10 protein-coding genes and 1 pseudogene are annotated in these 13,069 nt (G+C 70.2%); 8 read left to right on the forward strand and 3 right to left on the reverse strand.

What is annotated here, in order from left to right; translation table 11 throughout:
* The first annotated feature begins 149 nt into the window (after nucleotides 1–149).
* Both ACYVD5_RS03540 and ACYVD5_RS03545 read left to right on the forward strand, forming a co-directional pair.
* Nucleotides 150–2,771: an ATP-binding protein gene (locus tag ACYVD5_RS03540; protein WP_460999424.1), complete on the forward strand. Its 2,622-nt coding sequence runs from the start codon at nucleotides 150–152 to the stop codon at nucleotides 2,769–2,771.
* Between the two features lie 2 nt (nucleotides 2,772–2,773).
* Nucleotides 2,774–3,448 (forward strand): response regulator, encoded by a 675-nt coding sequence (locus ACYVD5_RS03545; RefSeq protein WP_460999425.1) that lies wholly within the window; start codon nucleotides 2,774–2,776, stop codon nucleotides 3,446–3,448.
* A gap of 137 nt (nucleotides 3,449–3,585) precedes the next feature.
* Here the strand turns inward: ACYVD5_RS03545 and ACYVD5_RS03550 are convergent, their stop codons facing one another.
* Nucleotides 3,586–4,506: an aminoglycoside phosphotransferase family protein gene (locus ACYVD5_RS03550; RefSeq protein WP_460999426.1), complete on the reverse strand. Its 921-nt coding sequence runs from the start codon at nucleotides 4,504–4,506 to the stop codon at nucleotides 3,586–3,588.
* Between the two features lie 551 nt (nucleotides 4,507–5,057).
* Nucleotides 5,058–5,738 carry a sirohydrochlorin chelatase gene (locus ACYVD5_RS03555; RefSeq protein ID WP_460999427.1) on the reverse strand — a complete coding sequence of 227 codons (681 nt, stop codon included), beginning with the start codon at nucleotides 5,736–5,738 and terminating at the stop codon, nucleotides 5,058–5,060.
* 1,039 nt (nucleotides 5,739–6,777) lie between these two features.
* Between ACYVD5_RS03555 and ACYVD5_RS03560 the strand changes: the two genes are divergently transcribed.
* The 3 genes from ACYVD5_RS03560 (at nucleotide 6,778) to ACYVD5_RS03570 (ending at nucleotide 9,665) form a co-directional block, all read left to right on the forward strand.
* Nucleotides 6,778–7,587 carry a nucleotidyltransferase domain-containing protein gene (locus ACYVD5_RS03560; protein WP_460999428.1) on the forward strand — a complete coding sequence of 270 codons (810 nt, stop codon included), beginning with the start codon at nucleotides 6,778–6,780 and terminating at the stop codon, nucleotides 7,585–7,587.
* A gap of 180 nt (nucleotides 7,588–7,767) precedes the next feature.
* Nucleotides 7,768–8,325 (forward strand): peptide deformylase, encoded by a 558-nt coding sequence (gene def / locus ACYVD5_RS03565; RefSeq protein ID WP_460999429.1) that lies wholly within the window; start codon nucleotides 7,768–7,770, stop codon nucleotides 8,323–8,325.
* Nucleotides 8,326–8,654: 329 nt separating this feature from the next.
* The gene (locus tag ACYVD5_RS03570) at nucleotides 8,655–9,665 is read left to right on the forward strand and encodes a coiled-coil domain-containing protein (protein ID WP_460999430.1); all 1,011 of its coding nucleotides are present in this window, start codon (nucleotides 8,655–8,657) and stop codon (nucleotides 9,663–9,665) included.
* 190 nt (nucleotides 9,666–9,855) lie between these two features.
* Here ACYVD5_RS03570 and ACYVD5_RS03575 read toward each other — a convergent pair whose 3' ends face one another.
* Nucleotides 9,856–10,272 carry a hypothetical protein gene (locus ACYVD5_RS03575; RefSeq protein ID WP_460999431.1) on the reverse strand — a complete coding sequence of 139 codons (417 nt, stop codon included), beginning with the start codon at nucleotides 10,270–10,272 and terminating at the stop codon, nucleotides 9,856–9,858.
* Between the two features lie 492 nt (nucleotides 10,273–10,764).
* On the opposite strand from ACYVD5_RS03575, the gene ACYVD5_RS03580 reads away from it, so the two are divergent.
* From ACYVD5_RS03580 to ACYVD5_RS03590, 3 genes and pseudogenes are all read left to right on the forward strand, one after another.
* Nucleotides 10,765–11,601: a helix-turn-helix domain-containing protein gene (locus ACYVD5_RS03580; protein ID WP_460999433.1), complete on the forward strand. Its 837-nt coding sequence runs from the start codon at nucleotides 10,765–10,767 to the stop codon at nucleotides 11,599–11,601.
* Between the two features lie 12 nt (nucleotides 11,602–11,613).
* Complete coding sequence (locus tag ACYVD5_RS03585) at nucleotides 11,614–11,811, forward strand: DUF397 domain-containing protein (protein ID WP_460999432.1); 198 nt, start codon at nucleotides 11,614–11,616, stop codon at nucleotides 11,809–11,811.
* Nucleotides 11,812–12,297: 486 nt separating this feature from the next.
* Nucleotides 12,298–13,010 (forward strand): annotated as a pseudogene (locus ACYVD5_RS03590) (SDR family oxidoreductase).
* Nucleotides 13,011–13,069: the final 59 nt, after the last annotated feature.

The raw sequence follows: 13,069 nt of genomic DNA on the forward strand, positions 1-13,069 counted from the left end.
GCCCGTGACCGCGTTCTGGCACGCCTTGACAATGGATCCACCGCCCTAACTTCCCGGCATTGCCCAAAACAAGGCGGAATCGGAGGCCACCAAGTGTTCACGGGCAGCACCTGCTTCGCTTACCCGGCAGGTTCGCCCACAATGGAAGCGTGGCACGTGGCAAGCTCCGCATCTATCTAGGCGCCGCCCCCGGCGTTGGCAAGACCTACGCTGCGCTCAGCGAGGCGCAACGGCGCCGCGAGCGCGGCACCGACGTTGTCGCGGCCCTGGTAGAGACCCGCGACCGGCCGCGCACCGCCGAACTGCTCGACGGCTTCGAGGTCCTGCCGCGGCTGCCGCCCGTTGGCGGGTCCGGCCCCGGCGAGCTCGACCTCGACACCGCGCTGGGGCGCGCCCCGAAGGTCGCCGTCGTCGACGATCTCGCCCACACCAACGTTCCCGGAACCCGCAACGCCAAGCGGTGGCAGGACGTCGACGAACTCCTCAACGCCGGCATCGACGTCATCAGCACCCTGAACATCCAGCACGTCGAATCGCTCAACGACGTCGTGCAGCAGATCACCGGGGTGCGCCAGCACGAGACCATCCCCGACCAGATCGTGCGGCGCGCCGACCAGATCGAGCTGTGCGACATGTCGCCGCACGCGCTGCGCCGCCGGATGTCGCACGGCAACATCTACCCCGCCGAGAAGATCGACGCCGCCCTCTCCAGCTACTTCCGCGAAGGCAACCTCACCGCGCTGCGCGAACTGGCCCTGCTGTGGGTCGCCGACCGCGTCGACGAAGGCCTGGCCCTCTACCGCGGCGAACACAAGATCCGCCAGACCTGGGAGGCCCGCGAACGCGTCGTGGTCGCGCTGACCGGCGGACCCGAAGGCGAGACCCTGCTCCGCCGCGCCGCGCGCGTGGCCGCCCGCTCGCGCGGCGGCCGCCCCCAGCCCAGCCACCTGATGGCCGTGCACGTGGTCGCCAGCGACGGCCTGGCCCACCCGCTGCCCGATGTGATCGCCGACCAGCGCCAACTCCTGGCCGAGCTGGGCGGCACCTACCACCAGGTCATCGGCGACGACATCCCCACCGCGCTGCTGGAGTTCGCCCGCGGGGTCAACGCCACCCAGATCGTGCTGGGGTCCTCGCGGCGGCGCGCCTGGCAGTACATGTTCGGGCCCGGTGTCGGGGCCACCGTGGCGCGCGAATCCGGCGACATCGACGTGCACATCGTCACCCACGAGGAGGTCGGGCGCGGGCGCAACCTGCTCCCCCCGCTGGCGGGCAGCCTGGGCCGCGCCCGGCGGGCGTGGGGCTGGGTCATCGGCCTGCTGGGTCCGATGGTGCTGGCCGCCACGCTGCTACTGCCGGCGCCCGAAAGCGCCGGGCTGACAACGCACGTGCTGCTGTTCCTCGTCTCGACCATCGCCGCCGCCTTGGTCGGCGGGCTGTGGCCCGCCCTGGTCAGCGCGGTGTGGAGCACGCTGCTACTGGACCTGCTGTTCACCCCGCCGCGCTACGGGCTGGCCATCGAACGGCCCGACAACGGGCTGGCGTTGGCGGTGTTCGTGCTGGTCGGGGTGCTGGTGGCGTTCGTCGTCGACCTCGCCAAACGCCGGGCGCTGCAGGCCAGCCGCTCCAAGGCCGAGGCCAGCACCCTGAGCCTGCTCGCAGGCAGCGTCATCGACGGCCAGGAACCGCTGCCGGCCCTGCTGCGGCGCATCCGCGAAACCTTCGGGCAGCGCTCGGTGGCGCTGCTGCGCCAGGAGGACTCCGGCGAGTGGACCCGGGTGGAGTGCGTGGGCGAGGCCCCGTGCGACTCCCCCGACCAGGCCGACGCCCTGGTCTCGGTCACCGACTCCCTCGCGCTGGCGCTGCGCGGCCACATGCTGCCCGCCGCCGACCGCCGCATCCTCAGCGCCTTTGCCACCCACATCGGCATCGCGCTGGAGCGCCAGCGCCTCGCCCACGACGCCGCCGAGGCCAAGCGCCAGGCGGCCCGCAACAAGATCCGCACCGCGCTGCTGGCAGCGGTCTCCCACGACCTGCGCACCCCGCTGACCTCGATCAAGGCGAGCGTTTCCAGCCTCCGCTCGGTCGACATCGAACTCGCCGAGGAAGACCGCGGCGAACTGCTGGAGAACATCGAGGAATCCACCGACCGGCTGAACAGCCTGGTCGACAACCTGCTGGACATGAGCCGGCTGCAGACCGACACCGTCCAGCCGAAGATCCGCGCCGTGGGCCTGGAAGAGGTCGTCCCGGCCACGCTGATCGGGATCCCGCCGCACACCGTGTGCGTGGACGTGCCCGACAACCTGCCGCGGGTGCGCGCCGACACCGGGCTGCTGGAGCGCGCGGTGGCCAACGTCGTGCAGAACGCGGCCCGGCACAACCCGGCGGGGCGGCCGCCCATCCGGCTGTCGGCCAGCGCCCTGGGCGACACCGTCGAACTCCGGGTCGCCGACCACGGCACCGGCGTGCCCGACGAGCACAAGGACCGCATCTTCGAGGCCTTCCAGCGGCTCGGCGACGCGCCGCGCGGCACCGGGATCGGGCTGGGCCTGGCCGTGGCGCGCGGCTTCACCGAGGCGATGGACGGTAGCCTGGTGGCCGAGGACACCCCGGGCGGCGGCCTCACCATGGTGTTCACATTGCACAGCACCACGGCCGACCCTGCGCGCAGCGGACAGGCACCGCCCACAGCGCACGGCGCCGCCCCCCAGCCCCCCGCCGGCTCCCCACCCGCGCCGGACGGCGCCGCCCCTGAGACCGAGGTGTGACGATGCGGATCCTGGTCGTCGACGACGACGCGCAGATCATCCGCGCCATGCGGATCAACCTGCGGGCGCGCGGCTACGACGTCGACACCGCCTTCGACGGCGCCGCCGCGCTGCAGGCCGCCGCCAAGAACCAGCCCGATGTGGTACTGCTCGACCTCGGGCTGCCCGACATGGAGGGCGGCGAGGTCATCGAAGGGCTGCGCGGCTGGACCTCGGTCCCGATCATCGTGCTCTCCGCGCGCCACTCCGCCAGCGAAAAGGTGCGGTCCCTCGACTCCGGCGCCGACGACTACGTCACCAAGCCGTTCGGCATGGACGAGCTGATGGCCCGCATCCGCGCGGCCCAGCGCCGCTCCATGCACGTCGAGGAGGCGCCGGTGGTCGCCACCGGCGCGTTCACCGTCGACCTTGGCGCCAAGCGGGTGATGCGCGGCACCGAGGAGGTGCGGCTCACCCCCACGGAGTGGCACATCCTGGAGGTGCTCGCACGCAACGCCGGGCGGCTGGTCAGCCAGCGCCAACTACTGCACGACGTGTGGGGGCCCAGCTACCAGAGCGAGACCAACTACCTGCGGGTGTACATGGCGCAGCTGCGCCGCAAGCTCGAACCCGACCCGGCGCACCCGCTGTACCTCATCACCGAGGCGGGCATGGGCTACCGGTTCGTAAAGGGCTGAGGCGGCCCGCCGGCCCGCTCGCCCGCTTGGCCGGGCCGGGGTCGGGGCGGGTCCGCCTCTGGAGCATCCGCCAATGGCCGGCCCCGGCCGGGCGGCGGCACCGGCCGTTGCGTCCGGCCGGCCCGCCTGCACGGTGATCAGCCCGTGGCCAGCTCCATGAGCAGGGCGAAGTGCGCGGTGGAGTCGCGGCCGCGGTTGGCCTGGGCCACCGCCAGCAGCGGAGCGGACGCGCGGCACCAGGCCAGCAGCCGGTCGCCGGGGACACCGATGCCCGCCGACAGCACGGCCACGCGGCGGTCGACCTCCTCCAGGCTCTCGGCCTGCCACAGCGCCCAGTCGACGGCGTCGAACGCGCCGTCGCCGACACAGGCCCGGGGGTCGACCGCCACCAGGCCGCGCTCGGAGCCGCCGTAGAGGATGTTGCCGGGGTGCAGATCGCCGTGCAGCGGCACGACCCCCTCTTCGCCGTAGGAGAGGTCGCGCGCGCGGGAGTGGCCGCGGTGCAGCACCGACGTGGCGATCACGTCGGCGGCCGGCCCGTTCTGGCGCTCGCGCTCCCACATGTCGAAGAGGAAGTTCATCCGGCTGTCCAGCGGGTGCAGTTCGCCCAGCTCGTTGCAGGGGACGTCCACCCCGTGCAGGTCGGCGATCAGCGCCGCGATGTCGGCCATATCCGGCAGCTCGCCCACCAGCGCGACGGTGCGTCCGGTGCCGATGGCCTCCAGGAGCACGGCGCCGCGGTCGGCGTCGACATCCCAGACGGCGGGTACCCGGCCGGTTTCCTCCCACAGCCGCAGCACACGGGCCTCGGAGGTCCCCAGCCCCGGATCGGGCGAGACCTTGAGGATCGCGGGGGTACCGTCGACCCGGCGGCAGAACAGCACCACCGAGGTGCGGCCGTGCGGTGCCGGGCCGTCGATGGTGAGCTTCCACTGGGCCGCCAGCTCCTCGACGAGTGCCGGCAGGCCCGCCAACCAGTCGACCGCGCCGGAACCGAACCTCGCGACCAGCCGCTTCCTCTGCTTTTCATCGACCAACTGCTCTGTGACGTCACTCATGAGCCCACCTTGTGCATCGGCCTGACCCCGGACCTGCGGTTAGCGTTACCGAACTGTGACCACTCTCCGAGTATTCGGCGCGCGGCTGGAGGTGCGGGACGCACTGGCGGACCTACCCACTCAACCGGCACTCCTCCCCTTGTCCAAGGACACGCGGGACGAATCGGGTGAACTCGGCATCGCACGCCAATGCGGCGGCGGCATCGCACGCGCGCCTGGGGACCGCAACCGGCGGCTCGGGTCGGCGGACCGCACACCGTGGCCGGTCACCTCCTGGGGGAACACTGGAGGACCACTCGCCATCGAGTTAAGGGCTTGCTGCCGCGCCGGGGCGGTCACGGTCAGCAGCGGGATGATGACGCTACCGCATCGTGCGGTGCCGCACACGGCCGGGGCCCCCTTGGGTGCGGGATGGGACACCGGCGGTGCGGGGCCGGGCGATGGCGCCGCCCGGCCCCGCACCCGCCGCTGAGCGCTCGCCGCGCCTGGACGGTGGCGCGGGCGCGCTGCGCGGCGGGGAGGAATGCGCAGTGGCTCACCAGCGGCCCGGATCAGGCCGCCAACCGGGCCTTTGCGGCGCGGTGCTGGGCCAGCAGGCTGTCGACCACGATCTCGGAGGGCCACAGCGGAGCCGTGACCGAGACCGCGCCCATCTCGTGCAGGCGCTCGTAATCGCGGTCCTCGACCAGCCGCCAGGCGGCGACGGCGACCTGGTCGCGGCCGTTGCGCCGGAGCCGCTCGACGGCGTCGCTCACCGAGGGAGCCCAGGAGTGCAGGTAGCCCACCTGCACCGGCGAGCCGAGCCGGCGGCTGAGCATCCGGGCGACGTCGGTGACGGCCTGGCGCTCGTCCTGGCCGGTGCTGCCGTCGGCGGCCAGCACAACGCCGTCGCCGCTGGTCCAGGCGGAATCGGCCAGCCGGCTCGCGAGGTCGGCGACCATCGAGGGCACCGCACCCAGCGGCGCGGTCGAGCAGGCGTCGAGGCGGCCCCCGAGGTCGAGCCCGGAAAACACTTTGGAACTCGCGAAGTCGCCGCCTGCGAGGTAGGCCGGAATCACGGCCATGGGCCCCTCGACCGAGTGGACGGCCCGGTGGACCTCGCGGTGCGAACCGAATGCGGATACGACCGGGGCCTCGCCCCGCTGTGCGACGGCGTCGGCCAGATCGCGGAAGGCTTCCTTGCGGTCCGTATCCTGCGAATCGTCCGCAACGAGCACCATGGTCGGCACCATATCAATCTCCTTGAAATCGCCGAGAACGCCGATCCTGGTACGGCAGCCTATGGACCGGCGGTTTCACCCGAATGACCTCGCGTTACGCGCGGAAAAACAGGCGACAAGAACGTGGATGAGCACACTAAAGCGAGGGTAAAGTTCGGAACGGGTCGCCTTGGAACGATGTTTCACCGGGACGGGTTCGCAGATACTGACCGATCGTACGCTCATACAACATATGATGTTAACGGTTGGTGTTCCGTTTTTCCATAGGGGCGGCCGCCGGGCGCGCCATTTTCTCCGCGGTCGGCGGTCCGGGTGGGCAAAAGCGCTGATCGCCCGCGTGCGCCGGGCTTGCGGACGGCTTCTCTACAGAGGTCGGCCCAGCGGGCAAATGGCGCGGCGCAGTTCCGGCGGCAATGGCCGCACCGGGGCGAGCACTTCCATTGCCCCGGACATTAACGTCCGGTGCCCATGCAAATGCAAATGCAAACAATCGGCCACGTGGAGAAAGGCGCCAATTCCGACCCGAGCACCGGAGAATCCCCGCCGCGGGGCGGCGGGCGGCCGGGGCACGGCGCACGGCAGGGGCCGGCGCCGGCCGGTTTTCCGGCGCCGGCCCTACGGGGGCACGGCGGCAGCGCGGGCGCCGCGGCGGGCACGCTCACCGGGTACATTCGGGCGGAAGTTTCAGCCGGGCCCGCACGGACAGACGCCAACTCAAGAACACAAGGGTGCTGGCACCACCACACGGGCTACCCGTGGCACCACCCGAACGCTGGGGGCAGGGTGCGGATCCGGCGCGATGACTTGCCAGCGGCCGTCCACGCCTCTCAGACTATGGAATTACGGACGCGACCTGGTCAGATGCTTCGCCGATCCGCTCCGCCCGGCCTTGGGCGACCAGCGGTCGGCCGCGCAGCGGTTGGCCGGATCCGGACGCCGACGGCCCTTGCCTCGCCCCCGGCGGCCGCACTGCGCACGCTATGCGCCGGCTGCGGCCGAAACCCGGAACCCGCAAACCGCACAACCTGGTACGACCACGACTGGAGACCACATGGTGATCCACCCGCGCGTGCAGACCCTGGCTCAGGCGTTTTTGCGCAATGTGGACGGCGAGGCGCCAGGGCTGGTCCAAGGCCTATATCTGACCGGTTCGGTGGCGCTCGGCGACTTCCGGCCCCACGCCAGCGACGTCGACTTCGTGGTGGTCACCCCCCGCACCCCGACCGCCGCCGACTGCGAAGCGCTGCGCCGCGCCCACGCGCGCACCCGCTCCGAAAACCCCGGCCCCCAGTTCAACGGCATCCACGTCACCTGGGAGGACCTCGCCGACGACCCCGCGGCCTGCGGGCCGGTGGCCTCGGTGCTCGGCGGCCGGTTCAAGGCGCGCGCCGGCGCCGATGTCAACCCCGTCACCTGGCACGTCCTCGCCGAACGCGGCGTCACGGTACGCGGCCCGCTGCCGGTGGAGCTGGACGTGTGGGACAACCCGGCCAGCCTGCGCGCCTGGTCCTTCGGCAACCTCGACGAGCACTGGCGGCGCTGGCGGGCCAAGGCCGGCCGCCTGGTCACCCCGCGCGGCCTGGCGGCGCTGGGCTCGCTGGCACCGTCATGGAGCGTGCTGAGCGTGAGCCGGCTGCACTTCACCCTGCGCACCGGCGAGATCACCTCGAAGTCCGCCGCGGGCATGTACGCCCTGCACGCGTTCCCGGAGCGCTGGCAGCGCATCGTCAACGAGTGCCTGCGGGTGCGCCGGGGCAGCAGACTGCCGTCGCTGTACCAGAGCGCGCTGGACCGCCGGCGGGCCGCACTGGACTACATCGAAATGGTCCTGGACGACTCCCTGAACGCCCAGCCGGCCTGACACCGGGGCGGCGTGCCGCGGCGGTATCCGGGCCGGCGCACTGCGCACGGCAGCCGGTGCCGCAGTCCCGCCGCCGGCGCGCCGCCGCAAAGCGCCGGAGCCGGAGCCCCGCATGGCTCGGGTCCCGGGGCTGTGGACCGAAAGCGCGGGGGGCACGCGCATCCGGATACTCTGGAGGCCATGAGCAAGCGCCCCATCGTCCTGTTCGGCGATCCCGTCCTCGTGACCGCCACCACCCCCGTCACCTCGTTCGGCCGGCACACCGAGGCCCTGGTCCGCGACCTCCTCGACACCGTTGACGAACCCGGGCACGCCGGTGTCGCCGCCACCCAGATCGGGTCGGGACTGCGGGTGTTCAGCTACAACGTCGAAGACCGGATCGGCTACGTCATCAACCCCGAGATCGCCGAACTCTCCGACGAGGTCCAAGAGGGCGACGAAGGCTGCCTGTCAGTGCCCGAACTCGCGTTTCCCACCCGACGCGCGATGCGCGCGGTGGTCACCGGTGTCGACCTGCGCAACGAACCCATCGCCGTTGAGGGCGAGGGCCTGATGGCGCGCTGCCTGCAGCATGAGACCGATCACCTCAACGGCATGCTCTACCTCGACCGCCTCGACCGCGACACCCGGCGCGAGGCCATGCGCGCAGTGCGGCGCTCGTCGTGGTTCCTCGACAACCAACCCGCGCCGCAGGCGCCCGCTACGTCCCTGCCCAGCGGTCTGGGCGGATTGTCGTAGACCCTCCCTGGTATCTTCGGTCGGACACTGTGAGCAGCACTGTGGCCGGCATTGTGGCCGGCGCTGTGACCAGGAAGCACAGCGCCGCCGCTGCCGTGTGCGCCGCGCCGCACAGGCCGCTTCGGACCGCTGCGGGCCCTTGCACCTGCCACGGATGTCCGCCGGGTAGGCTCGGCGCACCGCTAGGCATATAACGACGCGATCTCGTATCGTCTCCTTGAGCATCGTGCGGACCACCTGCACCTTCCGCCCCCGCGTCCCCGTGCGCCCCTCCGGACGGTCGCGCCAGACACCAGGTGAAATTCATGCACAGACCCCTGCAAAAGCCAATGCCGAGTTCCGGCCCGGCCGGACCCACCAGCCCGCTGCGGAACCTCCGCCGCGCGCTCCTGCTGCCCGGCCTCGCCATCACAGCGGCCCTGCTGCTGCCCGCGACCTCGGTGTACGCCGATCCGCAGGACGGCGAGCCCAGCCTTGAGGAACTCAACAAGCGGGCCGAAAAGCTTGAAGAGGACTACGACACCGAACTGGTGCAGTTCAACGACGCCAAGAAGGGCGTCGAGAAGGCGCAGAAGCGGCTCAAGAAGGTCGAGGACACCCTCAAGGACAACCGCGAGGACGTCGCCGGGCTGGCCGCCGCCCAGTACATGGGCAGCGGACTCGACCCCACCATCGAAGTGGTGATGAGCAGCAAGCCGCAGGACATGCTCGACAACGCGTCGCTGGCCGGCCAGGTATCGGCAAACCACGGCGACCAGATCGCCGACCTCATCGAACTGCACGACAAGCGCAAGGAAGCCGTCGAAAAGGCCGACGCCGAGATGGAAGAGGCCAAGGACCTCGTCGACGAACTCGAGTCCAAGCGCGAGGACGTGCTGGCCAAGATCGAGAAGTACGAGGAGGAGCAGGTGCCCGAGGGCCCCGGCTCCGGGTCCGGTGGGCCCGGCACCGGCAGTGTGCCCGACAGCGCCATCGGCCCGGGCTGGGACGGCGCCACGCCGCGCATGGCCGCGATCCGCGACGAGATCGTCAGCGAGTTCGGCGCGCCCTACCCCGTGGGCTGCCTGCGCCCCGGCGACCCCGGCGAACACGGCTCCGGCCGGGCCTGCGACTTCATGATGAGCGCGGGCGGCGCCGCACCGTCAGCGGCCAACCAGCAGCTCGGCCAGCAGATCGCCGAATACGCCCAAGCGAACGCCGACCGGCTGGGCGTCATGTACATCATCTGGGAACAGCGCATCTGGCACTCCGCCAGCCCCGGCGCAGGCTGGGAGATGATGGAAGACCGCGGCAGCATCACGGCCAACCACTACGACCACGTGCACGTTTCGTCGTACTGAGCCGCCCTCTGGGGCGATGATCATGCAGAAATGCCGGGATCCAGCTCTGGATCCCGGCATTTCTGCATGATCGTGCGTGGTCGTCCGTGGCGGCGGGCGGCCCACCCAAGCCGCTCCGCCACCACGGCACAGGGGCCGCGGCCGTGCCCCTCACACTCCACGGCCGCGGCCGGTCTTCAGGCGGCGCGGGTCACGTTGGCGGACCCCCGCCGTAGTGCGGGCGGTTGGTAAGCGGCCCTTGCTGCCGGTCCTGCCGGTTCTGGTGCGGGTCCTGGTGCCGGTTCCGGTCCTCGGCGAGCGGGTCGCCGCCGCCGGGGGCCGCCGCGGGCGGTGCCTGCCGCGGCAGCCGCGGGTGTTCCTCAACGGGCCAGGGGCGGGCGGCGGCCACCCAGGTACAGCGGCCCCGCACCCGGTCGACCCCTTCCAGCGCATCGGCCAGCAGCGCCCGCAGGAACGGCTGGTCGTCGGAGGCCGCATACATCGCCGCGTGCATCTTCCCCGCGACCTCGGCCAGCCGCGCGGTATCGCGCAGCGACAGCCGGGTCACATCACCGCCGCCCCCGCCGGCAGAGGCGGACGAAACGGACCAGGCGGACGAGCCGGCCATCACCGCGTCCCAGCCGGGACACCCGCGCGATGCCCAAGGTCAGGACGGGCGGCGAGCAGTTCCCGCACCGGCCCGGCAAGCGCGGCACGGACATCGTCGAGCCCGTCACCGGAGGGCTGGACGGCGCACTGGCCACAGGCCGGGCAGCGCCGGTGCACGGGCGTGGGAGGAGCGGGCGGCGTCGGCGGCCGGCGCACGTAACCGCGCACCCGGGCAGCGACACGAGGCGGGCGGCGCAGGTGGCCTCGCCGTTTTCGGACTTTTTTGGACAGCGTTCGCATGGTCACCCCAAGGGGGTTGGCGGCTGGTCAGGCCGCAGCGGTTCTGATGACCCCATAGTGACAAGAGTTGCCCAGACTTTCAATACAAAAGTTTTGATTCGTGGAATACTCCTGTGTGAGACCTAGGCACGAGGGGTGATCTACCATCGCCGCAGAACGACAGCGCTGGACAAGGCAGGGAGTGCGGGTGGCGGACAGGCACAGCCCGACCGTGAGACGTCGGCGGCTATCCGCCGAATTGAAGAGGTTGCGCGAACAGGCCAACATGACGGCGGAGCAGGTAGGCGACCGCCTTGGGTGGTCACGCGGTCGGCTCACCAACATGGAACTGAACAAGTGGAAGCGGCCGGACCCCGTAATCGTGCGCGCACTCGCCGACCTCTATGGAGCCGAGGAAGAGTTCCGCGAGGGTCTCGTCACCCTGGCGCGACAGTCGCGGGAGAAAGGATGGTGGGCGAAGTATGACGACGTACTGACAGACGGGTACGTCGGCTTCGAGGCCGAAGCCTCAGTCATCTCGACGTATCAATCCATGGTGATACCGGGCCTGCTACAAACCCGCGAGTATGCGGCCGCCTCCGACCGCGCCGTCCATACCCAGGACACGGCAGCAACCGAGCGGGCATCCGAGGTTCGCATGGAACGCCAAGAAATCCTGGCCGGCGAGGACGCGCCGCGGTTGTGGGCGGTGATCGATGAGTCAGTGCTCCTACGTCCGGCGGGTGGCCGGGATGTGATGCGCGACCAGATTGAGAAGTTGATCCGTGTATCCAAGGAGGCCAACACGGTCAAGATCCAGGTGTTGCCGCTGGATGTAGGTCTTCACCCAGGCACATCCGGCGCCTTCACGCTTTTGGACTTCCCCAATCCCATAGACCCCTCGATCGTCTACCTGGAACACCGAACCGACGGCTTGTATTTGGAAGAGCCGCCGGAGGTTGAGACATACCGGGATTCCTGGGATGACATCCGGGTGATGGCGCTGCATCCCGAAGCGTCCGTTGCCCGTATGGTCGAACTACTCGAGACCCGCTATGGCCCCCAGTAAGTAGGAAGCCTGATGTACCGGAACCAACCCCACCAACTCACGTTCCACAAGTCGAGCTACTCGGCGACCCGCAACGAATGCGTCGAGGTCGCCGAAGCGCCCGGTGGTGCCGCTGTACGCGACACCCAGCACCGGGCCGCCGGACACTTGGAGTTCCCCACCACGGAGTGGTCGGCCTTCCTCCAGGAGTTGAAGACCGGCGGCGTGTGAGGCTCGCGGCATGAGTCAGGCCCCGGCGAACCGTATGCCGGGGCCTGACTTGTACCAGAACCGGTTCTACTTTACCGGCGCCGGCGGTCGGCGGTCCTATCCGCACCTTCGCGGCACCCCGGCCATGTTGCACCGTCAGTCTCGGAATGGCTGCCATCCACCCGCTTCAAGCCGGTGGATCCGGGGTCAGCGCGCCAGGAAAGGGGGTATCGCAGTACCTGGATCACAAGGGTCTCCCCGACGTCCGGAACGCCTGTCAACCTGGTTGGGTCGGAAGCGCCGGCAACGCTCCATGGAGACGCGCTGCAGCTTTACCCCCATCGGTTCAATTCAGCTGCCCCGAATGCGCGACCATGTCGGCGGTTTCGTCCACGAACGAAGGGACGGAGACCAATGGCGGACAACCGATTCACCACTCGCACAGAACTTTTCGATCTGAATGGGAAACACGCCCTTGTCACTGGCGGCACCAGGGGCATTGGGATGATGATAGCGCGCGGCCTTCTTCAGGCGGGCGCCCGCGTCGTCATCAGCTCACGCAAGGCAGACGCGTGCACGGAGGCACAGCAGCTGCTATCCGAATTCGGCGACGTGCAAGCTATCCCCGCCGACCTGTCCAGGACGACGAGTGCCAGCGCCTCGCGGATCTTGTCATGGCCGGCTCGGAACACCTGGACATCCTTGTCAACAACGCGGGAGCGATGCGGAGCGAGCCGCTGGCGACGTTCCCGGAAGCGGCCTGGGACTCGGTGCTCGACCTCAACCTCAAGTCGCCGTTCTGGCTGGTGCAGGCGCTGCTCCCCGCACTCCGCGGGGCGGCCACCGCCGATGATCCCGCGCGGATCATCAACATCGGCAGTATCGCCGCCATCCACGTCGCCCAGGCGCCCAACTACTCCTACGCCAGCAGCAAAGCGGCACTCCATCAACTCACCAGAGTGCTTGCCAGGGAACTGGGCCCACAGCATGTCACGGTGAACGCGGTAGCACCGGGAGTGTTTCCGTCGCAGATGATGGACGCCACGCTCGATGCCATCGGCGACAAGATCTCGGCGGCGACCCCGCTGCGCCGGCTCGGCCGCGACGACGACATGGCGGGTACCGCCGTGTTTCTCGCCAGCCGGGCCGGGTCCTACCTCACGGGCACCATCATCCCGGTAGACGGCGGCACCGCGACGACCGCAACGGGTACGCCCTAGCCTCGGGCTTTCACGGCGGGCGTGACCGCAGACCCCTCTGGACATGCGAAAGGTGCTTC

The sequence above is a fragment of the Streptomonospora sediminis genome, assembly GCF_054778995.1.

What these genes read in the sequence shown, in the direction of transcription:
- ACYVD5_RS03560 (WP_460999428.1), top strand. Translation starts at nt 6,778, where the DNA reads ATGGTGATCCACCCGCGCGTGCAGACCCTGGCTCAGGCGTTTTTGCGC.
- ACYVD5_RS03545 (WP_460999425.1), top strand. Translation starts at nt 2,774, where the DNA reads ATGCGGATCCTGGTCGTCGACGACGACGCGCAGATCATCCGCGCCATG.
- ACYVD5_RS03575 (WP_460999431.1), bottom strand. Translation starts at nt 10,272, where the DNA reads ATGGCCGGCTCGTCCGCCTGGTCCGTTTCGTCCGCCTCTGCCGGCGGG.
- ACYVD5_RS03550 (WP_460999426.1), bottom strand. Translation starts at nt 4,506, where the DNA reads ATGAGTGACGTCACAGAGCAGTTGGTCGATGAAAAGCAGAGGAAGCGG.
- ACYVD5_RS03570 (WP_460999430.1), top strand. Translation starts at nt 8,655, where the DNA reads ATGCCGAGTTCCGGCCCGGCCGGACCCACCAGCCCGCTGCGGAACCTC.
- def (WP_460999429.1), top strand. Translation starts at nt 7,768, where the DNA reads ATGAGCAAGCGCCCCATCGTCCTGTTCGGCGATCCCGTCCTCGTGACC.
- ACYVD5_RS03555 (WP_460999427.1), bottom strand. Translation starts at nt 5,738, where the DNA reads ATGGTGCCGACCATGGTGCTCGTTGCGGACGATTCGCAGGATACGGAC.
- ACYVD5_RS03585 (WP_460999432.1), top strand. Translation starts at nt 11,614, where the DNA reads ATGTACCGGAACCAACCCCACCAACTCACGTTCCACAAGTCGAGCTAC.